This window comes from Vibrio ostreae, from assembly GCF_019226825.1.
In the GTDB taxonomy this organism is placed as follows: domain Bacteria; phylum Pseudomonadota; class Gammaproteobacteria; order Enterobacterales; family Vibrionaceae; genus Vibrio; species Vibrio ostreae.
The window spans coordinates 1,387,922-1,410,506 of sequence record NZ_CP076642.1; the positions used below are offsets into that span (position 1 = coordinate 1,387,922).

Sequence of the window (22,585 nt, forward strand, 5' to 3'; positions counted from 1 at the left end):
TCACGCAATCTTCGCTGCTGCGTCTAAATCTAAAAACCACTCTGTTTCACCAGCCGAAGACTGGATTTTCGCTGCTGGATACGGCAGATCTTCAGCAGGAGTGGTGTGAATTTCATAAACGATCTCGGCCTTACCAGCGCCAAGAACAAGGTAACTAATACGTTTTGCTGCTTCCAGTACCTTCGCGGTTTTAGACACACGAAGCTGGCCTGATTCAGGGTGAGAGGCGACGACAGACAAGTTCTCATCATCGTAGTTGGTTTTACCCGGGAACAGAGAAGCAGTGTGGCCGTCAGCGCCGACACCCAGCAGGATCCAGTCAAAGACAGGCGTCCCATTGTCTGATGGAATCACGTCAGCCATTTCTTGAGCAAAGCGTTCAGCTTCTGCCTGAGGCTCGTTTTCACCCAAAATACGGTGAATGTTACCAGCCGGGATGTCGATTTGGCTGAACAGCAGAGTGTTCGCTTCACCGTAGTTGCTTTCTGCATCATCCGGCGCTACGCAGCGCTCATCACCCCACCAGAAGTGCAGGTTTTGCCACTGAATAGAGCTTACGTATGGCTCAGAAGCCAACAGTTTGAACAGCATTTTTGGTGTGCTGCCGCCAGACAGAGAAATGTGTACCGGGCGGCCCAGCTCGCTGAATGACTTCATATCATTCGCGAGTGATTCCTAACGGCATCCGCGGTTGGCAGAATTTTGTGATTGATCATAGTTCGCAATAGTCCGTATTGGTCAGATTTTTACAAGGGAAGCGCCATTCACGGCCATCATTGCTCAGCAGGTCATCGGATTCTTTAGGTCCCCATGTACCGCAGGCGTAGCCGTACAGAGATTGAGGATCTTGTTTGAAGTCCAGAATTGGCTGAACAAATCGCCAGCACGCTTCCACGGCATCCGTGCGCGCAAATAGTGTCGCATCACCGTTCAGTGCATCCAGAAGCAGGCGCTCGTATGCTGTCAGCATTTTGGTCTCTTCCAGAGAGGCATAGTGGAAGTTCATTGACACTTCTTTTGCCTTAAAGCCTGCGCCCGGCTCTTTCAGACCGAAGCTCATCAGAATGCCTTCGTCAGGCTGAATACGGATGATGAGCTTGTTCTCTGGCGCATTTTGACCAAACACTGGGTGCGGCGTACGCTTAAAGTGGATAACCACTTCAGTCACGCGGGTTGGCAGGCGTTTACCACTGCGCACGTAGAATGGTACGCCATTCCAACGCCAGTTGTTGATAAACATCTTCAGTGCCATATAGGTTTCGGTACGTGAATCTTCAGCCACGCCCGGTTCGTCGCGGTAGCCCGGAAGGAATTTGCCACGAACTTCAGATTCGGTGTACTGACCCAATACCAGGTTGTTACGCAAGTCGTCATCGGAGAGCGGTTGCAGGCTCTGCAGGACTTTATTCACTTCGTTACGAATGGAATTGGCGTTGATAGCCGCCGGCGGCTCCATACCCACCATGGCCAGAACTTGCAGCAGGTGGTTCTGGAACATGTCGCGCACTGCGCCTGAACCATCGTAATAACCACCGCGGCCTTCTACGCCCAGGAACTCCGCACCGGTAATTTCAACGTAATCGATGAAGTTACGGTTCCAAAGTGGTTCAAACATACCGTTAGCAAAACGGAAAACCAGTAGGTTTTGCACGGTTTCTTTGCCCAAATAGTGGTCAATGCGGTAAATCTGATGTTCTTTGAAGTGGTTATGGATTTCGATATCCAGCTCTTGAGCGGATTTAAGGTCGTAACCGAACGGTTTCTCAATGATCAGGCGTTTCCAGCCATTGGATTCATCGTTCAGACCCTGAGAGGCAAGACACGCAGGGATCACACCGTAAAGACTTGGCGGCGTCGCGAGATAGAAGAGTGTATTGCGTTCAGTCTGGTTGTATTTATCAGCCAGTTGGTCAAGGCGGGTGGTCAGTTTTGAGTAATCATCCTGGTCGGATGTATTAATAGCTTGATAGTGAAGGTGTTCACAGAAGGCATCAAGGATTTCAGGTTCTGTTTTCTCCAGTTCCTGAAGCGAGCGTTTCAGCTTCTCGCGGTATGATTCATCACTGTATTCAGTACGGCTCACGCCCAAAATAGCAAAGGACTCAGGCAATTGCTTGCTTGCATACAGATGATACAGAGCAGGAACCAACTTACGGTAAGTTAAGTCGCCCGAAGCACCAAAAATCACGATGCTGCTGTTTTCAGGTATTACCATCATCTTTCCCTTAAAAACGAGGTAGTTAGCATGCGCCAACCCTAGCAGCGCAATACACAAATAGAAAGAAGGTGATGCCTATATTGTCGATAGGCAAAACCGATAGGAGATCACATAAATAGCAAATATGAGATCTCGCCCGGAGGGGTATTGTCTACGACAATTTGACACACATCAACTATTGATAGCGCAATCGACCAATAATTGAGTTATTTTTTAGCTAACTTACTAATTTTTAAAGGTACTGACTGGTAAACTTAGTTTGAATTTATCTCCGAACCGGCCTTGTTTTTAAAACTGAGCCTTCATAAAGGCTTTAACGGTTTTAATCTCTTCGCCAATATCGACCTCGGTACATTGCTGCGTATTTAAGAAGCGCTGGGCGTATTCAGCATAAACACCGGTCTCCAGAAACAGCACATACAGTTTAGGGTCAATGTGGCCCGAGGTTGCCATCTGGGTCATGATGGCTATCGACTCAGTCAGCGTTTTGGCTTTTTTGTATGGCCGGTCACTGGATGTCAGAGCTTCAAACACATCAGCGATGGCCATGATCCGGGCCGGGATTGATAACTGCTCTTCGTTCAGCCCGCGCGGATAACCTTTCCCATCCATACGTTCATGGTGGTTGCCGGCAATGTCCGGCACATTCTGCAGATGTTCCGGATAGGGCAGGCGACGCAGCATTTCGATAGTCTGAATAATATGGTCATTAATGACGAAGCGCTCTTCATCGGTCAGCGTACCACTGCGAATACTCAAATTATGTAGCTCGCCGCGATTGTATTGGACATCGAGCGGTTTGAGTGTGAACTCTGACTGCTGTACCGCTGCTGGTTGGGTGTCTTTGGCCCAGGTGATTAGGTGCTCTGGTTTATCGGCCAGCAAGCCTTCCATAACGGGCAGGCTCTCATTGTCAGGGTAACGTTGTTGTTCCAGATGGGAAACGCCCAGCCTGTTGTCCAGAGTCCGTTTCCATTGACGCCTGGCAATTTGTTGCAAGCGTTCAATGTCCTCATCACGCATAAATTCAGAGCCGATGTTGCATTGAGCGACAAAACTGAACTCCTCGTCTAACGTGTGTCGGGTGCTGTCCAGTTGCTGTTGAAGTTCAGTTGGGTCGCCGCCCTGAGCAACGGCTTGCCAATACTCGGCTTCAGCTTGCATTTTGAGCAGTTCGAAACGCATGCGTATCTCATGGATACGATCATAAATGGTCTCGAGCTTGGTGGCTTTATCAACTACGAACTCAGGCGTGGTGACTTTACCGCAGTCATGCATCCAGGCGGCCAGATTAAGCTCTTCCCATTGTTCACTGTTCATGGTGAAGCGTGGGAAGTAATGATGATCCTCCACCGCAGCTTTGGCCAGCATCTTGGCGAGCTCGGGGACACGCTGGCAATGTCCGCCAGTGTATGGAGATTTGGTATCGATGGCAGAGGCGATCAAGGCGATGAAGGCATTCAGCATATCTTTTTGCTGCTGCATTTTGTCGATATTGTCTTTGGCTATTTCAGCAAAACTGAGTACCTCACGTAAAAACGCGTGTTTATCGAGTTGTGCCTTGGTGGTGGTACGTTCATAGCTGAGATTGAGTACGCCGACGAGCTGACGATGGCGGTTAAGTAACGGAAAAAGATAGATATCGCTGTTAAACAAATAGTCTTTGTGTTTGCGCAGGATATTGTCATCACGAGTCAGGTGAACCAGTTCCCCTTTCTTCAGTTCAGAAAGTAGCCAGGGTGTGTCCTGAACTAACTGATTGATATCGATTTTGAACGGAATAATTGCATGATTGGCGGCAATCGTGAACGTTTGACATTCATTCGAATACAAATAGAGCAAAATGGTTTCCGCTCTGGTCACGATGTAACTCTGATGAGTAATGGTTTTCGCCAGCACATCAAAGTCCTGATTCGAAGCGGTTTCACGCAATAGTTTCAGCAGGTCGTGCAGAGTGTGTTCCATCAATTCGATGGACTGAGTAAGATCGGCCACCTCTTTGATCACGCTTTTCGGATAGCGGGTTTTCTGAAAATCAAAGCGCGCGATGTTATCTGTCTGTACCACCAGGTTTTCCAGCGGACTGGCCAGACGCCGCGCCGTGAACCAGACAATCAGGAAACAGCCCATCAGTAGAAAAATGGCGACCATGATTTGCTGATCGCGCATAGACAGCAGGTTAGCTAGTAGCGCTTTTTGAGGCGTTGCTTCCGCCAGGAGCAGATGGACGTGCTCGTTGAGCGTCACCGGGGTCAGGGTGACGGACCATTCGTCAGAGGCAAAATGGGTGGTGGTGTATAAGGTTTGGCTGCTGATACGGTTGGCTATCGAACCGAAAATACCGGAGGCCAGTTTTTGTTTGGTTTGCTGATCGCTGTCGCTCACCGTCATCCCGGTATTGTGTTCAGCCAGCAGGCGGAATTGATGATCGAACAGCGCAAGTTTGGCATCGGGCGAATAACCGATACGGGCCATCTGGTTAGAGAGTGAATTTAACGTGAAGTCTGCCGCTACCACGGTTTGACCATCATAAGAGCGTCTGGAAAGTGTGACACCGTGGGTTTGGAGAAAGTGAAAAGAGTAGGGCTCGGTGAGTCGTGTGATGCCATCGTCTTGAGCCTGAATGTACCACGGGCGCTCTCGTGGGTCGTATGTATTGTCGTGGCTCTGGCGAGTCATCATAGTATTCAGTTCGCTATCGACAAATAATACGATACTGCTGCCATCCATCCGGGTGCGGTTAATAAACAGTTGTGCTTCCGGAGGTGCGTCAAACTGTTTGCGTGATTCGGCACTGTTAAGCGGCCTTATCATCGTGAAGTCGCCCTGATTATTACCGTAATACAGTGCAATTAAATCCTGATTACGTTTAAACACCAGGCTTAGCGCCGCAAACCAGTTTTTCGCTTCCTGGGGCGGCAAACCCCTGATCGACAAAGTGACTAAAAAGCCATGAAATCGAGAGTCGTCAGTACCGGTGACGCGTTCTGACTAAACGCTGCTTCAAGTTTGCGGCTATTTTCATGGCTGAGCTCTTTGGCACTGGTGGTCAGTAACTGCTGTGAATGATAGTAACTGACAGCAATTAATGCTGATCCAACTAATGTTACTAAAACGACAAATAATGTACTGATTTGAATGCTCAGCGGGTAGCAACGTTTGGTCATAAAGCCATCTCTAGTTCGACGATGGTATAAGTATTGTTCAAGTTCCATAACTTGCAAAAATCAACCAATTAGCGAGTTTCTATTTTGCTGAAAGTTGTTTAGGGCTCACAAATTTCGTGTCGTTAAGCAGGGCCGTTCACATCTCAGTCGTCATCAGCAGCACCATTCAGAGATTGGTATCCACCAGGGGATATTGTTAAACTGATTGAATAACGGAGGGAAGTAGCGATGAAATTAGCGGTTGATACCCACACCCACACGTATGCCAGCGGGCATGCTTACAGCACATTGATTGAGAATGCCCAGTCAGCGGCCAAGCAGGATCTGACCATGTTCTGTACCACAGACCATTCAGAGTCGATGCCCGGAGCACCGCACTATTGGTTCTTCTCCAATCAACGCGTTTTACCGCGTTTTCTGCACGGTGTCGCGGTGGTTCGTGGCGTTGAATCCAATATACTCAATACCGCCGGAGAGATAGATATCCATCCTTCAGTGGATCAGAACCTAGATTGGGTCATTGCCAGTTTTCACGAGCCGGTATTTCGCCCAGGCACGAAAGCACAACATACCGAAGCGCTGCTGAACGTCATTCGCAGCGGCCGTGTTGATGCTCTGGGCCATCTTGGTAATCCGCATTTTGACTTTGATTTTCAGCCGGTGATTGATTGTGCCGCACAGCACAATGTCGCGATTGAAATTAATAACAGTACTCTGAAGGGGCACAGCCGCGCAGGTAGCGTTGACCGATGCTATGAAATTGCACAAATTGCCAAAGCGTGCGGAGCCTGGATTACCACGGGCAGTGATGCGCATTTTTGCCAGGATGTCGGTAACTTAGCCTTGGCCAGCGAGCTTTTGGACCGGGTAGGAATCGCGTCGGAAAAAGTCATCACGCATACCGCAGCGCAGTTTGTGCAATTTCTTGCTTTACGTGGACGTCATCCGGTTGAAGCGTTTCAGAACCTTTAATGTTTTTGGTCAGCCGGGCGGCGAATGTAAGTATTTGAAACAATTTCAGCTTAAATTGGATGATCAGATTCAAGTACACTATGGCGACTGAACTCAAAGGGTGGCAGATATAATGAAGAAAGGCATGATACTGAGTGCTGCATTGTTACTTAGCAGCCAGGTTTTTGCTGCTGAGGTCGATCTGAAGCAGACGATGAAACAGATGAAAGTGGCATTTAAACATGCCGCTGAGGCTCAGAGCATCGAGGAAATGAAAGCGCCGGTCGCGCAACTCAACGAGCTGATCTCCCATGCCAAACAGGGTGAGTATCCGCCGGAAAAACAGGATTATTACCTGGAAGGCTTTAATAAGCTGAGTGTCGCGCTGGATAAAATCGAGAACGAACTAGCAAATGGTGAATTCGAAGCGGCGCAAACGTCACTGCGTGGTGTCGATAATCTGAAAAAGAGTATCACGAAGGCCGTAATCCAAGTATCTGGAAACGCCTGTTCGGCTGATCATTACCCATTATTGTGGTTTATTCTGCTCCGTAGTGCCGGTTAAACGAACGTTGATCGAGACTACGCCGATACTACGCCGATACTACGGGGCTGATTTTTGCCATCAGATATACATTCTCTGCTGAGTCGGTATACTTTGCTGAGTCGGTGTACTTTGCTGAGTCTGTATAGTAGCGGCAATTTGTTTGAGAACCTTTATGAACCTCCTTTGCCGTTTTCACCGCATTATGATCTGTACCAGTGTCCTAAGTTGGCTGCTGGTGACGTTGATGCCGGTGCTCAATGCGCACAGCGGCCAGCAGAATATCTGGCAAACATTTTGCGTATTGGCCGGCGGTGATGTAGAGACGGCGCATCCGTCTGAAGGTCATACTCACCCCAAACACACCAAAGTTCATTCGCAGCATGGTAAACCTTGCCCGTGCGCGCACTTCTCTAATTTTCACTATGCCGGGCTGACCACCATTCAGTCTGTTGCAAGCAGAGCGCTATTCACCGCAGAGCGTTATGCATTCACTGCGCGCAAGCAGCGCTTTGGCTTATCGATTCCCCGCGCCCCGCCATTCGGTCATGTGTCCTGAGCGTTATATTGCCGATGCAAGCCGTCCGAGCCTTCTTGATGCATCAACGATGATTGTGGGCTGGCGGGCGTTGCCAGGACTCGACGTTAAATCTTAATAACCCAAAATAATTCATATTTCAGGCGGTTCCCCGCAGTCTTAGCGGAAGGGAGCCGTTCGTCCGAATCGTATAAGGAAACTCCATGTCGAGAATGTCTGCCGCGTCTCACGAATCTGTCGAGCGCGGAAAATCTCTCTACTTTTTTAACCTGGCGCTGGCATTTTTACGCCGGTCTATTTGTCGTGCCGTTTATTTTAATCCTGGCGGTTACTGGCATCGTGATGATGTTTGACGGTGAAATTGAGCAGGCTCGCTACAGCGATATCCTGCAGGTAACACCCCAACACCATCAGGTGGCGGTTTCGCAGCAACTGGCCGCGGTGCAAAGTGCTTATCCTCATGGCATTGTGACGGAGTTTATCCCGGCGCAGGCCGTTGATGTTGCCAATAAATTTTCCGTGCGGATGGCTGATGGCAGCGATCGGTTTATTACCGTCAATCCATACAGCGGGGAAGTGCTGGGCAGTATCGACCGCACTCAAAGCTGGTACCAGCTGGCGAATGGCATTCATGCCACTTTGTTGATCGGTGATGCCGGAGACTATCTGCTGGAAATTGCTGCCAGCCTGGGAATTTTGCTGCTCGTGACCGGGTTATATTTATGGTGGCCACGTGATAACGCCAGTCGTTCGGGCTTTCTCAAAATCCGTTTCGGCAGCGGCTCACGCATCGTGATGCGTGATATGCACGCGAATCTGGGTGGCGTGCTTTCTATTGTCCTGTTGTTTTTCCTGATTTCCGGTCTGTCCTGGACCGGGTTCTGGGGCAAGACGTTTGTTCAGACCTGGAACTCATTTCCGACTTACTACACCTACGGTGAAAAACCGCAATCCAAGCCGATGACGCATGCCAGCCTTAACCACGGTACAGAAAAAGAACTGCCGTGGAACCTGGAACTGACGCCGATGCCCGAGTCGACGCATCCGGTAATGGAGGAGCAGCCGATGGCTGCCGGCGCGCCCTCTATGGCCGGCGGGCAACCGGAAGAGGCGCATGATCACTCCAAAATGGGCATGGGCGAAGTGCATGCCATGGGGCATGGCGCGCTGAATATCGATACCATCATGGCGAAGGCCAAGCAGATGGGATTTGGTTATTATCGGGTGTTTTTCCCGACCGGCGCGACAGGCGTTTACACTGTCACCGCCAATACCATGGCCGGCGATATTCATGATCCGCGTGACGATCAAACGATGCATTTCGACCAGTACAGTGGCGAGGTGTTGATGGGCGTGACCTGGCAGGACTACACTCTGTTTGCCAAGGCGATGGCAGCTGGCGTATCGCTGCACCAGGGGTGATCTGAGCCCGCTAAACAAATGGCTAAATGTGGTGTTTTGTTTGTCGTTTATTCTGATTGCAGTGACGGGGGGCGTTATGTGGTGGATTCGTCGTCCGGCAGGCAAAGGAAAATTGGGCGTGCCGCCGCGTTTTGAGCAAGCGGGGATCTGGAAAGTAGGGCTGGTGACGCTCATTCTGATAGGCGTCGCTTTTCCGTTGGCCGGGCTGAGTATTATCAGCGTGTTATTGCTCGACTGGCTGCTGTTCAGCCGTGTTGCACGCCTGCGTTATATGCTGAGTTGATGTGTGTCGTCCTCAATGTGTAAACACATTTCAGGACGAGACAATGGATGCAAAAAAGCCAGAATGACAAAATTCTGGCTTTTTACCTGCAGGTCATGACATGATTGGAGATCCATCAGGCTTGATAAACTTCCAGTGGCAATCCATCGGGATCCTGGAAAAAGGTGAACATGCGCCCGGTGTACTCGTCAATTCGGATTGGCTCTACCTCGATCCCTGTGATTCCAGGATGGTTTTTACCTCCCCTGACATCCTCAACGGCAAAAGCGAGATGGCGGAGTCCCTGAGCTTCCGGATAACTCGGGCGTGGCGGTGCATCCGGAAATGAAAACAGTTCAATTTGTGCACCATCCGGCAGAGCAAGATCAAGTTTGTATGAGTCGCGCGCGGCACGGTAATTCTCTGCGACTATCTCCAGCCCTAATATCTCACTGTAGAAGTATTTAGAACGCTGGTAATCAGCGCAGATAATCGCTGCATGATGTAACCGCTTCAGCATCCGTTAATCAGTCCTTAATTCAGCCTTTGTCATTTAACTTCACGCTCAGGTGTGTCATCACATAGTCGATAAACACCCGTAACCGCGCCGGCATGTATTTGGTTTGCGCATATTGCATCGCAATTGCACCATGGTAGTTACTCTTGATCGTCCAGTCTTTGAGTAACTGCACGACTTTACCGCTGGCCAAATCATCCTGCACCACAAAATCGTGAAAAATACCGATGCCCAGGCCGTTTTTTACCCCGTTTAAGCGCATTTGCGAATGGTTCACGGCATAACGCCCGCTCACGGCAACGGTATGGAACTCGTCATCTTTGAGAAAATCCCAGAGGTGGTCTTTGTTGGTTTCGGCGAGATACAAACAGTCATGCTGGGCAAGTTCAGTCGGATGGGCGGGATTACCGCGTTCAGCCAGATATTCCGGACTGGCGCACAGCACCAGATTGGTTTTACACAACTCACGCAACACCAGATTTTCATCCGGTTTATCAGTCAGTTTAAATGCGACATCAATGTCATGTTTAAACAGATCTATCTCACCATCGGCGGCGCGCAACTTAAGTTGGATCTGCGGATATTGCTTTAGAAATGGAATAACAAAGGGCTGAAGCACCGAGTTTAAAAACGCTTCAGGAGCGGCAACGGTCAATGAACCTGACGGTTCCGTATGGTCTGATCCCGATAATTCCACCGCCTGTTGCGCCGCATTTACCATCACCAGGCATTGGTCGTAGACCTTTTGTCCCGCCTGGGTGATCACCAGCTTACGAGTAGTACGTTCGAACAGTTTGACTGAAAGCGCCTGCTCCAGACGCGTGATCAATTTACTTAACGCCGAGGGGGTCACTCCGAGTTTTTTTTGCTGCAGCAGTAAAACTGCCTTCGTTGACCACTAAAATAAAAGTCGCTAAGTCAGGAAGCAGGCCTATCAGTTTGGTATTGAGCATGTCCGATTTTTCTTCAGTTACTAAATTAAAATTCAATGTGGATTTGCCAGGCGCTCTTTGGCTGTGCGGTCAAGCCGGCAACGAATTGAATTCGATGACAATCTGTCGTCACGCTCGATTTAAAGTACGATGTGACAGCATGATAAAGTGTCTCATTCTTGCAGATTTATGTGTAATGAGTGTCCAGTGATTGCTTTTTATCTGTCAATCTGTGCGCTGTGCCAAAAAAAATGTTAACAGGAAGGGGTAAAAAGAAAGTTTGGCTACATATGTTATTGATAGGAAAGTATTTATTTTAGCTTATTTTGTGAATTCAGGTCATAGATATTTGTTAGATTGGCCGTTTTTTGCGGAATTATTCAGCGAAAACGGGGCGTGCAGACCGTTCATGCTGTTAAAAAACGTGCCAACTGCGTAGCCGAAGTTGGCAGGAACATCAGTGGCAAGAGCAATCGGCTTATTGGAGTATGCCGAGTGCTTTAAGTTTTCGGTACAAGGTGTTGCGGCTTATCCCTAACATTCTCGATGTGCGGCTGATATTACCCTGGTTGGCCTGATAGGCTTGCAGCAGGGTATCATCTACCGTGGTTTTGAGATCAACACTTTCTGTCGCCAGCTCGCGTCGTTTTTTGGCGGTCAGAGACTGACTGATATGACCTGGTACATGCTCAAGCCTGAGCTGTGGCTCATCGCTCGCCAGCAGGCAAGCCACCTTCATCAGGTTATCGAGTTCACGAATATTGCCAGGCCAATCATACCCGCACAATAAGCTCATCAGATGAGGGCACAAAGTCTGTTGACCCAGCCGGTACTTGTTATGAATATGTTCAATTAATGCGGCTTTGTCCTGGCGCTCGCGCAGTGCAGGTAGCGGCAACACCAAGCCATTAAGGCGATAGAACAGATCCTGGCGAAAACGACCTTCAGCCACGGCCTGTTGCAGATCTTTGTGTGTCGCGGCGATGATCTGAATATCAACCTGATAACTCTGATTGGATCCCACCGGCACCACCCGTTTATCCTGCAGTACGTGCAGTAACCTTGATTGCGCTTCAAGCGGCATATCGGCGATTTCATCTAAAAACAAGATGCCTTGATCGGCTTGTCTGATTTTGCCCTGATAGCCTTTACTGTTCGCTCCGGTAAACGCCCCCCGACATATCCGAACAGCTCTGATTCAATCAAATCTTTAGGCAGCGCGCCGCAATTAACACTGACCAGAGTCTGGTTTTTACGTGAGCTACGTTGATGCAGAGCCTTAACGAACTCACCTTTACCCACGCCGGTTTCGCCCAGAATCAACAACGTAATGTCTTTATCAATCAATTTGTTGGCTTGTTGCCAGGCTCGCTCGGTCGTCATATCGCCAAAATGTAAGTCGCAAGATGCAGAGTAGTGACGCGCTTTGTGCGGTGGTGACTTTAGCTCATGCTTTTCATACACGAAAGCGGCAGAATGCGCGCCGAACAAATCTTCAATCGAGTGGCCAATCACGGAGTGTTGCGCCAGCAGCTGAGCGGCGATGTGGTTATGGGCCAGCACTTTTCCGCTCTCATCCGCAATCACAATGCCTTGCCAGCCACTGTTGAGTAGTGAGCGATCACAGGCCAGATCAATTCGCATCGTACCTTGCGGAATATCGCACAGCAGATGATTTTCGATCAGCTGTACCATGTTTTGCACCAGAACCTGAGTGGATAAATCGTGCTGTTTTTGCTCACTGGTAATGTCCAGCACACCGATCAACTCGCCTTGGTGGTTAAACACCGGACAGGCGGAGCAACTGATAAAGTGATGCTGCCGTATGTAATGCTGGTCACCGATAATGTTGACTGGCCTGGCTTCAAAAATCGCGGTGCCAATGGCGTTGGTGCCTTTGATTTTTTCCTGCCAGCAGGCACCGGATTCAAGCGCTATCTCGGTCAAACGCTGTTCGAAACGGGATTGTCCCCAGCTGGAAAGAATAACGCCTTCCTGATCGGTCACAATCAGACGACTGTCACTGTGTGCGCACATCTGGTTAAACAGGGGCAACGCGTATTTTTCTACCGCAGCGAGTAGAGAGGTCGCGCGCCACTGACGTTCCTTCAACTGATAGTTTGGCAGGCGAATGTGCTCTGGCTGACTTCTTTGGTTCAGACCTGCTTGCTGGCTTCTGTGCCAGGACGTGGTCAGCCAGTCTTGATTAACTGATTGAATTTGCATAACTGTTCCATGTTGTCACAGTGGCAGTGTGTCATTTTGGCACACTGGAACACTGGGTGGCAGTACCCAACTTCGGTTCCCGGATGACACTGTTCTTGTAATCATATTGGTAATCATAGTTTTACATTTATTTAACAACAAGATTTCTCATTCTGGCCTGTGATTTGCGTTGTGTAGTAAAGCAACGGTGCAGCAAGGTATGGCAATGCTGTCTTTTATCGCGACCTGCTGCGCAATCATCAACCCAACATCGATAACCACAATAATCAGCTCAAACGGCGCTGTTGAAACATAAACACTCCATTTATACGTGAACGAGAAAGTAAGAAGGAACGAACGATGATTTATGCACAACCCGGATCGGACAACGCGATTTTCAACTTCAAAAGTCATTACGATAATTTCATTGGCGGCCAGTGGGTAAAACCAGTCAACGGCCAATATTTTGATAACACATCGCCGGTCAACGGCCAGCCGTTCTGTAAAGTGGCACGTTCCGGCCCGGAAGATATCAGCCTGGCGCTGGATGCGGCTCATGAAGTGCGTGCAGAATGGGCCAGAACCAGTGTGACTGAACGTTCCAATCTGCTGCTTAAAATTGCTGACCGCGTAGAAGCAAACTTAGAAAAACTGGCGTATGTGGAAAGCTGGGAAAACGGTAAGCCAATCCGTGAAACACTGGCGGCTGACCTGCCATTAGTCGTCGACCATTTCCGTTACTTTGCCGGCTGTATTCGTGCCCAGGAAGGCAGTGCGGCCGAAATTGATGCGACAACGGCCGCTTACCATTTCCCGGAACCTATCGGTGTGGTAGGCCAGATTATCCCATGGAACTTCCCGATGCTGATGGCAGCATGGAAACTGGCTCCTGCGATTGCGGCCGGTTGTTGTGTGGTGCTCAAACCTGCCGAACAGACGCCAACGTCTATTCTGGTGCTGATGGAAACCATCGGCGATCTGCTGCCAGCAGGTGTGGTGAACGTGGTTAATGGCTACGGTTCTGAAGCAGGCCAGGCGCTGGCGACCAGCAACCGCATCGCCAAACTGGCCTTTACCGGTTCGACCGAAGTGGGCAACCATATCCTCAAATGTGCCGCTGACAACCTGATTCCATCCACCGTTGAGCTGGGCGGTAAATCACCAAACATCTACTTTGCTGACATCTTTGATCATGAAGATGCGTATCTGGAAAAATGTCTGGAGGGTACCTTACTGGGCTTCTTCAACCAGGGCGAAGTGTGTACTTGTCCTTCGCGGGTGCTGGTGCATGAAGACATTTATGATAAGTTTATTACCAAGCTGGTGGAGCGTGCGAAAACCATCAAGCAGGGCAACCCGCTGGATACCGATACCCAGGTCGGCGCTCAGGCTTCACAGGAACAGTTCGATAAGATTCTAAGCTATATGGAGATTGGCCGTCAGGAAGGCGCTCAGGTGCTGCTTGGAGGCGCTGCTGCGCTGCAACAGGGCGATATCAGCCAAGGCTACTATATTCAGCCGACCATGCTGGCAGGTCATAATAAAATGCGCGTTTTCCAGGAAGAGATCTTTGGCCCGGTTATCGCGATCACCACCTTTAAAGATGAAGCTGAAGCGCTGGCTATCGCCAATGATACCGAATACGGCCTCGGCGCCGGTGTCTGGACCCGAGATACCAACCTGGCTTACCGTATGGGGCGCAATATTGAAGCAGGGCGCGTGTGGATCAACTGTTACCACGCTTACCCGGCACACGCAGCATTCGGTGGCTACAAAAAATCAGGTATTGGCCGTGAAACCCATAAGATGATGCTGGATCATTACCAAAACACCAAAAACCTGTTGGTGAGCTATGATGTTAACCCTCTGGGTTTCTTCTAAGTTCGGCTCCATCACTTCCCTGGCTGATTAGCCGCTTAGATTCAACACCAAAGCGCCCGAAAGGGCGTTTTTTGTGCGATGTTAAAATAATAAACTCTATTTATTCCTATGATTCACTAATGTTTTTCCGCAAATCAGGATAATCCCTTTCTGGCGCTTGGATTACACTTACTGGTAGTGAATGTTTACAGTGTAAATGGATCCTAAACAGGATCGGTTCTCTGGCCCTACTGACTGCACGTCAACCTAAGAACAAAGAAGGAAAATGCAATGTCTTCTGCTTTTTATCAACAGATTCGCAACCAGCTTGAGGAAGTCAAAGCTGAGGGTCTTTACAAATCTGAGCGCATTATCACCTCGCAACAGCAAGCGTCGGTTCATATCTCCTCTGGTGAAGATGTTCTCAACTTTTGCGCTAATAACTACCTTGGCCTGGCTAACCACCCGGCGTTGATTGAAGCCGCGAAAGAGGGCATGGACTCGCACGGTTTTGGTATGGCATCGGTACGTTTTATTTGTGGTACGCAAGATACTCACAAAGCGCTGGAACAAAAACTGTCTGAGTTCCTGGGTAAAGAAGACACCATTCTTTACACCTCATGTTTTGATGCCAACACCGGTCTGTTTGAAACCCTGTTGGACAAAGAAGACGCGATCATTTCTGACGCACTAAACCATGCTTCGATTATCGATGGTGTGCGTTTATGTAAAGCGATGCGTTTCCGCTACAGCAACAACAACATGCAGGAGCTGGAAGAGCAACTGATCGCCGCCGATGAAAAAGGCGCACGGAACAAACTGATCGTGACTGACGGTGTGTTCTCAATGGACGGCGTGGTGGCTAACCTGCCGGCGATTTGTGACCTGGCGGATAAATACAATGCGCTGGTGATGGTTGATGACTCGCACGCGGTTGGTTTCATGGGCGAAAACGGCCGTGGTACCCACGAATACCACAACGTGATTGATCGTATTGACATCATCACAGGTACTCTGGGTAAAGCGATGGGTGGTGCATCAGGCGGTTACACGTCTGGTAAGAAAGAAGTGATCGACTGGCTGCGCCAGCGTTCTCGCCCTTACCTGTTCTCTAACTCTGTGGCTCCGGCCATTGTTTCTGCGTCTCTGCGTGTGCTGGATCTGCTGCAGGAAAGCGGTGAACTGCGTACTCACTTGTGGGACAACGCGGCGCACTTCCGTGCTCGTATGACTGAGGCCGGTTTTACCATGGCAGGCGCAGACCATGCCATCATTCCAATTATGCTGGGTGATGCGAAGGTTGCTGCGGAATTTGCCGAGCGCGCTCTGGCGAAAGGTATTTACGTGATTGGCTTCTCTTTCCCTGTGGTCCCTAAAGGCCAGGCTCGTATCCGTACTCAAATGTCTGCGGCACACTCTCGTGAGCAACTCGACAAAGCCATTGATGCCTTTATCGAAGTCGGTAAAGAGATGGGGCTTATCTGATCCCCGGTGCGGAGCCGTATTGATTCAGGCTGAGGAGAAAACTCCGCCCGAAGTGATACGGCCTTGAGCCGAAAACATCGTATTTTTTGCCTCGCACAGCGCGGGGTATATTGAGTGAAGAACATGAAAATCAAAGCGCTATCTAAGCTAAAGCCAGAACAAGGCATCTGGATGACCGAAGTGGACAAACCAGAAATGGGCCACAACGATCTGTTGATTCGCATTAAGAAAACGGCGATCTGTGGTACTGATGTTCACATCTACAACTGGGATGAATGGTCACAGAAGACAATTCCTGTTCCTATGGTTGTCGGCCACGAATACGTGGGTGAAGTGGTTGCGATTGGCCAGGAAGTTCGTGGTTTCGAAATCGGTGACCGTGTTTCTGGTGAAGGTCATATTACCTGTGGTCACTGCCGTAACTGCCGTGGCGGCCGTACTCACTTATGTCGTAACACCATTGGTGTGGGTGTAAACCGTACCGGTGCGTTTGCTGAATATCTGGTGATCCCTGCGTTTAACGCATTTAAGATCCCGGAAGGCATTTCTGATGATCTGGCGTCTATTTTTGATCCGTTCGGTAATGCAGTGCATACCGCGCTGTCGTTTGACCTGGTTGGTGAAGACGTGCTTATCACCGGTGCCGGCCCGATCGGTATCATGGCCGCCGCAGTCGCAAAACACGTTGGTGCCCGTCATGTGGTGATCACTGATGTGAACGAATACCGCCTGGAACTGGCGCGTAAAATGGGCGTGACCCGCGCAGTGAACGTGGCTGAGCAAAAACTGCAAGACGTGATGGCAGAACTGGGCATGACTGAAGGTTTTGACGTTGGCCTGGAAATGTCCGGTGTACCAAGTGCGTTTAGCTCAATGCTGCAAACCATGAATCACGGTGGCCGTATTGCTCTGCTGGGTATTCCGCCATCAGACATGGCGATTGACTGGAACCAGGTGATCTTTAAAGGCCTGGTCATCAAAGGCATCTACGGTCGTGAAATGTTTGAAACCTGGTACAAGATGGCGAGCCTGATTCAATCTGGCCTGGATCTGACGCCAATCATCACCCACCACTTCAAGGTGGATGATTTCCAACAAGGCTTCGACACCATGCGTAGCGGAGCTTCCGGCAAAGTTATCCTTGATTGGGAATAACCCAAAATTGAATCTGAAGCGCTCCGGTTGGGGCGCTTTTTGTTTGGGATAATACTGGGTGTATAAACAGTAAAATGGAAAATATAGTCCCATTTAGTGCCCCAAAAAGCCCCAATTTAGGCCCAGAAGCGAAAGTCACCCTTCAACGAGCGCCCAAAAAAAAACCAAGAATTCTTATCTCACTTTTGCCCCAAAATCATTTGGTATCAATTTCCTGACCACTTTCCTAAGTCAATTCTTGACCTACTTTCCCTAATGGAAGAATATAAAACTAATTGAGCACTTGTGTTTATACAGACATGTTCTGCAATTTGTGAGTGGAAGGAAGTATAAGACCTATAGAACAGTATGTTGCTTCTTTGGTTTCTGTATTTTCTGAAAATATTATAAAGACAATGTCTGCTGAAAAAGCACTGTTATGTTACCAATCAAAGTGAGGCATTATGAATTTATCAACTGAATCAGAAGCGAAGTTAGAAAGTTGGGCAAATATGGATACGTGGTCTTCGAATCATGATCTTGATTTACATAGGTTCTTTGAATTTATTAACCAGTATGCAAATGACCTGGGCATTCAGTTGATGAGTCATTACTTAAAGATAAAATAGCATCAATTACCCATACTCCAACCGGAGATGATAATGCCCTTGAAGAAATTATTCGGAAAAAGGTCTCATTAATGGTTGATATTCTTGATTTTTTAAAAGTTACTGGTAGGTAACATAACAAAAAATTGCAATGGATACATATAACGTCGGGCGCTATTGTTTTTAAGTTACATGCGTTTTGTAATAGCGGTGTTTATGCACCATTGAATTAGACGTTAAGCGGAAACAATTATGTCTCAGCGTCAAAAGATTGAGCCTCAACGAATCACCAAGCCCATACAGCTACTGGCTGCGTGGCTTGTCGGTTTGATTATCGTAAATGGCAGTTTTCTAGGAGCTGCGATAGCTATAGAAACCCCAGTCTGGTTAAGGAGCACGCTTGTAATTGCTGCTGTACTCAACGTGCCGATTTTTCTAATTTGTCTATTCCTTCTTCAGACAAGGTTCCGACCAGAAATGCAAGAAGACTTGTTTTATCACGAATACTTGATTGCGAAAGACGGGGCGAGACAAAAGCCGACCTCATGAAACTTTAGAAAGCGCGCCGAAGGAAAAGGGGGGAATTTGGGATGGCTATAGTATTATGCTCAATCAAAACATCGAAGGGGCGCAGGCTATAGATGAAGAGCTCAAGTCTCAAGGTATTCCAATCACTTCATACTTTGGCGGGCCCGCAGGCCTCAAGCCTCCTGGCCTAACAGCATCAATTGGCCGCGGCTTCTCTGACGAGCAAATTAAAAAGTTGGTCCGAGCATTGAGTCAAACAAGCATTACGCACATTGATTATGCTGCTGATGAAGAAAAGCCAGATGAGTACACCAATATAATTCTGATAGGTTCTTGGGTTCCGAGCTATGAAACGCACAGCGTTCCAATTGGCGACGCTTTAAATATGGTGAATGAATGGGCCTTCGCTGCGGACAAATTCTACAGCGAAATAATAATTGCTCATGAAAGTGGAAACTCTTAACAATCGGCTGCACAGCGACCGGTTTTCCACCGCTTCGCGGCTCCACCCCGGCGCGTGAGCCGGGCGTTATACACTTCGTCAGGTACGGAAAATATAGTAAAGAAAGAGAATGTTATGGCAAAAGAGATCGAAAAAACTAGAAGAAACAAAGAGATTAGCAATTTGTCAGCAAAGATTAAATCTTTGCTTCCCAAAATTTTAGAGCTTACTGGTTATAGAAATGAGCATTCTTTGAACGCGACTTTTGGTGGTAAGTATGCAGAGTATATTGATCTTAAAAATGAGGTGATTGATACACCACAGCAGTTTCGTTCACTCTATTTAAAAGGCTTTTTGAACACGCTTGAAGAACTTGGTTGTTCCGCGAAACCTGGAAATAAGTATTTCGATGCCTTTTCCCATTATCGCGACCATGAAGAAGTTAGGGAGTGGTTACACCTGTTTCTAGAACGAACGTACTTAAGAAATTATGAGGAGCTTTCAAAAGTCCGTCCTACTGTTGAAGAGTCAGTGATGTGGATCGGTCAGGAAAATGCGTCATATGGAATATTGGTAACTCCTAGATTTAGCAATGGTCAATGGGAAAATGACAAGAGCGAAATTCGACGTTTTAAGAAAACGTACTGGACAATAGGGCACATCCTAGAAACTGGTTTTGTTGTACCAAGTGAAGACGAGAGAATAACCTTTTCAGATTTAGACCAATACTTGAGCTTTTTCAAAAATACATTAGTGCGTAACTCTGGTTCTACACATGAAATGGAGTTTGCAAAACGATACTGCGAGTTTGTTAAAGCGAGCGATAACCCTGAAAACGTTCCACTCCTAATCCCTGAATTTCGTTATGGTGGGTTAGAGAAGAAGCACGAATATCGTTTAGATTTTACAGTGATCAACCCTTATAACATGACTAAGGTTGGCTTTGAGTTATCACCATGGTCAACTCACGGTACCCTAACTGGTACCAAAGGTAAATTGCAAAAAGAAATCAATGAAGAAGCTTTAGCAAATTTTGAAAAGAAATGAGAAAGTTAAAGTCATATTTCAGAAAATTTGGTATCTCAATCCTTGTTTTCACTGATTCTGATTTAGCTGACCATGATGCCTTGTTTGAATCAATAACTGAGTACTTAAATGTTAAAAGCAGCCCAAAGCAATTAGAGTTTCATGCTATGGATGAACTATTAAGTTTTGAAGCAGGAAGTGTATAACAAACGCTCAAGGAATCAACATACTTTTCCTAATCTGACAGAAGACTTTTAGATCGTAAGGTGTATGTAGTGGTTTAATGACCTCTACGACTGTATGGTTAAGTGCATGAAGGAGTTGGCGAAAGCTGAGCCTGATATCGATGCACTCCTACCTTGGATTATTCGTTTGCCTTTATAGCGGCCGCACTCACTTTTCCGATGCCTGTGAAAATAGGTAAGGTTATAATGCCTATTGTAAAAGCAAATGCACCCCGAAGGTGCATTTTTAAAAGATTAAGCGATTTGTGTTTTGCTTCGTTTACAGATAGGGCTGGTAATAAATCCAAGCGCGATCAGAAGAATCAGACCTGATAGCCGTAATGCAATGATTTCTGTGCTGAAGTTAGTCGCAGTCTCTGGCCATGCAATCAGAATCCCTGCTGCGATGAAGCCAATTCGTTTAACCCAGGACAACGGTGAACCAAGCCAGCCTGAGAATCCAATACTTAATGATACAGTCGCCAAAGTAGCAACAATAATGGCAATGGTAATACTTAAAGAATCACCAATTAGCAGTATTCCTGGCATAGTCACGAATAAGAATGGGATCAGCAATTTGACGAAGCCCAGCCGCATCGATTCAATAGCCGTTTCATTGGCTTCTGCGCCTGAAATAGTTGCTGCTGCGTAAGCGGCCAGTGCTACTGGTGGAGTAATAGCAGACACTAATCCAAAGTAAAAGATGAACATATGAGCAGAAAGTGTTTCCATACCCAGTGTTGTCATCGCTGGCGCAACCAGAACTGCAAGTAGCAGGTAGGCCGCTGAAGTTGGTAAGCCCATACCAAGAATGAAAGACGCAAGTGCCGTTAACAAAAGCACGCCCCAAAGGTTCCCGTCACCCACTTCGATAATCAGACCTGAAACCATAAGCCCCATACCGGTCAGGTTTAGAACCCCCCAATGACAATACCAGCAGATGCAACAGCAGCAACGATTGGTAATGTGTTGGTTAATGTCTCTTGCATGACTCCAATCAAGTCAACCCAATTAATACGAGTCGATGCTCTCCAAGGGCTAATGACTAAGCCTACAACAATACCCATCACTGCCGCTTGAGTCGGAGACTTGCCTGAGATCATGAGCCCAACCAACGCGACTAGTGGTAGGAGTAAATAGCTTTTTTGATTTTAACGTTTCTTTAAGCAGTTGCCATCCGGCTTCTGTATCAGGTTGTAAACCTAGACGACCTGCTTCTAAACGAACAGAAACCATCAATGCAAGAATGTAAAGCAAAGCCGGAACTAATGCAGCCAGTGCCACTTCCGCATAAGTTATACCGATCATCTCTGCCATAAGGAAAGCAGCGGCACCCATGACAGGTGGCATGATTTGACCCAGCAGAAGAAGCCGCGGCTTCAATTGCTCCCGCTAATTTAGGGCTATAGCCAACACGCTTCATTAATGGGATTGTGAACGTACCTGTTGTTACAACGTTTGCTACAGCACTTCCGTTTAGTGAGCCCAACAATGCACTTGAGAGAGCTGCGGAAAGCCCTGGACCACCTTGGACACGACCGGTTAGACCACGAGCAATATCAACGAAAACTTCACCAGTACCAATTTTGGTCAGAATCGCCCCAAACAAACCGAATAGGAAAAATGTATTCAACAGCAACGCCCATTGGTACGCCATAAACACCTTCCGTAGATAGCAAGAGGGTTGACGTTAAGCGATTGAGATCGTATCCACCGTGTCCGTATTGACCGGGAATGAGATAACCGAAATAAGCGTAAGCGAACGCTTGTACCGTCATTCATTACGACTAATGTGCGTCCCACCGCCATTTTGACGAAGAACAAGCACTATCAGAACTAATGCTAAAAACACCCATATATCGTCCGGCACAGACATTGCGCCGCGCATGATGATATCGATATAGCTATTCCATAAGTACGGACCTGGTATTAGGGCTATTAACGACAGGATATAAAATCCCTCTTTTGAGAGATGAACGTTGCTTAGCTGCACAGAAGATCATTGCGGCACAAGCTACGAGGGAGAAAAATGATGATCGTAAAAGGAGAGCTGTGATACCGCCGTAATAGGGCTCCATAAAGTACTAGCCCTGTGATACTGACGGCTAATACGCTGAACAAAGGAAACTGGCTTCTGCTCCTTCCGACCTAAATATTCAGATGGAAAGCAAGGAGCTTTTTAAAAGTCGTCTGGTCATCTTAAGTACCTCTAGTTAGCTTTTAAGCTTGATCAAAGAACTTTTGAGCACCCGGGTGTAGAGCAATTGGTGTATTCGGCGCAGTCTCAAGTTGAATATTTTTCGCCTGTGGGTGTACCTGTCCCAATTCATCAAGATGAGAAAATATAGCATTTGTACAATGTTATAAACTTTGAAGTCTGATCTTCTTTTCCGCTGGTAAAGAGAATCGCAGGATAATTGTTTCCTATAGCCGGTTGCTTGATATCTGGATATATCCCGGATTTCAATTTGGAGACTTGATAAAACGGGTATTTTTTAGTCTTTTGTTGAGCTTGTCTTCAT

At 47.8% G+C, this 22,585-nt stretch carries 14 protein-coding genes and 7 pseudogenes; 10 read left to right on the forward strand and 11 right to left on the reverse strand.

Translation table 11 applies throughout. The features are described from left to right. From pgl to KNV97_RS06055, 3 genes and pseudogenes are all read right to left on the reverse strand, one after another. Positions 1 to 716, reverse strand: a pseudogene (pgl, locus tag KNV97_RS06045) (6-phosphogluconolactonase). Then, positions 713 to 2,215, reverse strand: coding sequence for a glucose-6-phosphate dehydrogenase (gene zwf / locus KNV97_RS06050; RefSeq protein ID WP_168797043.1), 1,503 nt, complete (start codon positions 2,213 to 2,215; stop codon positions 713 to 715). The pseudogene pgl and the gene zwf overlap by 4 nt, the downstream one beginning before the upstream one ends. Positions 2,216 to 2,506: 291 nt before the next feature. Further along, a pseudogene (locus KNV97_RS06055) lies at positions 2,507 to 5,385 on the reverse strand (HD domain-containing phosphohydrolase). A 228-nt stretch (positions 5,386 to 5,613) separates the two neighbouring features. On the opposite strand from KNV97_RS06055, the gene KNV97_RS06060 reads away from it, so the two are divergent. From KNV97_RS06060 to KNV97_RS06075, 4 genes and pseudogenes are all read left to right on the forward strand, one after another. Beyond that, positions 5,614 to 6,357, forward strand: coding sequence for a phosphatase (locus tag KNV97_RS06060; protein ID WP_136486946.1), 744 nt, complete (start codon positions 5,614 to 5,616; stop codon positions 6,355 to 6,357). A 112-nt stretch (positions 6,358 to 6,469) separates the two neighbouring features. Further along, positions 6,470 to 6,855, forward strand: a pseudogene (locus KNV97_RS06065) (cytochrome b562). A 200-nt stretch (positions 6,856 to 7,055) separates the two neighbouring features. After that, the gene (locus KNV97_RS06070; protein ID WP_218561793.1) at positions 7,056 to 7,439 is read left to right on the forward strand and encodes a DUF2946 family protein; all 384 of its coding nucleotides are present in this window, start codon (positions 7,056 to 7,058) and stop codon (positions 7,437 to 7,439) included. A gap of 182 nt (positions 7,440 to 7,621) precedes the next feature. Then, positions 7,622 to 9,123, forward strand: a pseudogene (locus KNV97_RS06075) (PepSY-associated TM helix domain-containing protein). Between the two features lie 115 nt (positions 9,124 to 9,238). Here KNV97_RS06075 and gloA2 read toward each other — a convergent pair. From gloA2 to KNV97_RS06090, 3 genes and pseudogenes are all read right to left on the reverse strand, one after another. After that, a complete protein-coding gene (gene gloA2, locus KNV97_RS06080) occupies positions 9,239 to 9,622 on the reverse strand; it encodes an SMU1112c/YaeR family gloxylase I-like metalloprotein (RefSeq protein WP_218561794.1) in 384 nt (127 codons plus the stop codon). A gap of 19 nt (positions 9,623 to 9,641) precedes the next feature. Continuing rightward, positions 9,642 to 10,572, reverse strand: a pseudogene (locus KNV97_RS06085) (LysR family transcriptional regulator). Between the two features lie 457 nt (positions 10,573 to 11,029). Next, positions 11,030 to 12,777 (reverse strand): annotated as a pseudogene (locus tag KNV97_RS06090) (sigma-54-dependent Fis family transcriptional regulator). 339 nt (positions 12,778 to 13,116) lie between these two features. Here KNV97_RS06090 and exaC point away from each other — a divergent pair. The 6 genes from exaC (at position 13,117) to KNV97_RS06120 (ending at position 19,860) form a co-directional block, all read left to right on the forward strand. After that, a complete protein-coding gene (gene exaC / locus KNV97_RS06095; RefSeq protein WP_136486932.1) occupies positions 13,117 to 14,637 on the forward strand; it encodes an acetaldehyde dehydrogenase ExaC in 1,521 nt (506 codons plus the stop codon). A gap of 270 nt (positions 14,638 to 14,907) precedes the next feature. After that, a complete protein-coding gene (locus KNV97_RS06100) occupies positions 14,908 to 16,101 on the forward strand; it encodes a glycine C-acetyltransferase (RefSeq protein ID WP_218561795.1) in 1,194 nt (397 codons plus the stop codon). A 123-nt stretch (positions 16,102 to 16,224) separates the two neighbouring features. Then, positions 16,225 to 17,256, forward strand: coding sequence for an L-threonine 3-dehydrogenase (gene tdh, locus KNV97_RS06105; RefSeq protein WP_136486928.1), 1,032 nt, complete (start codon positions 16,225 to 16,227; stop codon positions 17,254 to 17,256). Positions 17,257 to 18,095: 839 nt separating this feature from the next. Beyond that, positions 18,096 to 18,392: a hypothetical protein gene (locus KNV97_RS06110; RefSeq protein WP_218561796.1), complete on the forward strand. Its 297-nt coding sequence runs from the start codon at positions 18,096 to 18,098 to the stop codon at positions 18,390 to 18,392. A gap of 55 nt (positions 18,393 to 18,447) precedes the next feature. After that, positions 18,448 to 18,834 carry a hypothetical protein gene (locus KNV97_RS06115; RefSeq protein ID WP_218561797.1) on the forward strand — a complete coding sequence of 129 codons (387 nt, stop codon included), beginning with the start codon at positions 18,448 to 18,450 and terminating at the stop codon, positions 18,832 to 18,834. A gap of 114 nt (positions 18,835 to 18,948) precedes the next feature. Next, complete coding sequence (locus KNV97_RS06120) at positions 18,949 to 19,860, forward strand: hypothetical protein (RefSeq protein ID WP_218561798.1); 912 nt, start codon at positions 18,949 to 18,951, stop codon at positions 19,858 to 19,860. Between the two features lie 458 nt (positions 19,861 to 20,318). On the opposite strand, the gene KNV97_RS06125 is transcribed toward KNV97_RS06120, so the two are convergent. From KNV97_RS06125 to KNV97_RS22220, 5 genes and pseudogenes are all read right to left on the reverse strand, one after another. Further along, a complete protein-coding gene (locus KNV97_RS06125; RefSeq protein WP_322972680.1) occupies positions 20,319 to 21,041 on the reverse strand; it encodes a TRAP transporter large permease subunit in 723 nt (240 codons plus the stop codon). Next, on the reverse strand, positions 20,975 to 21,166 hold the full coding sequence (locus KNV97_RS22210; RefSeq protein WP_218561800.1) for a TRAP transporter large permease subunit: 192 nt from the start codon (positions 21,164 to 21,166) through the stop codon (positions 20,975 to 20,977). The genes KNV97_RS06125 and KNV97_RS22210 overlap by 67 nt, the downstream gene beginning before the upstream one ends. After that, the gene (locus KNV97_RS21925) at positions 21,102 to 21,413 is read right to left on the reverse strand and encodes a TRAP transporter large permease subunit (RefSeq protein ID WP_256611604.1); all 312 of its coding nucleotides are present in this window, start codon (positions 21,411 to 21,413) and stop codon (positions 21,102 to 21,104) included. The genes KNV97_RS22210 and KNV97_RS21925 overlap by 65 nt, the downstream gene beginning before the upstream one ends. A 19-nt stretch (positions 21,414 to 21,432) precedes the next feature. Next, a pseudogene (locus KNV97_RS22215) lies at positions 21,433 to 21,720 on the reverse strand (TRAP transporter large permease subunit); the annotation flags it as partial. A gap of 563 nt (positions 21,721 to 22,283) precedes the next feature. Next, positions 22,284 to 22,409: a TAXI family TRAP transporter solute-binding subunit gene (locus KNV97_RS22220; RefSeq protein ID WP_407701884.1), complete on the reverse strand. Its 126-nt coding sequence runs from the start codon at positions 22,407 to 22,409 to the stop codon at positions 22,284 to 22,286. Positions 22,410 to 22,585: the final 176 nt, after the last annotated feature.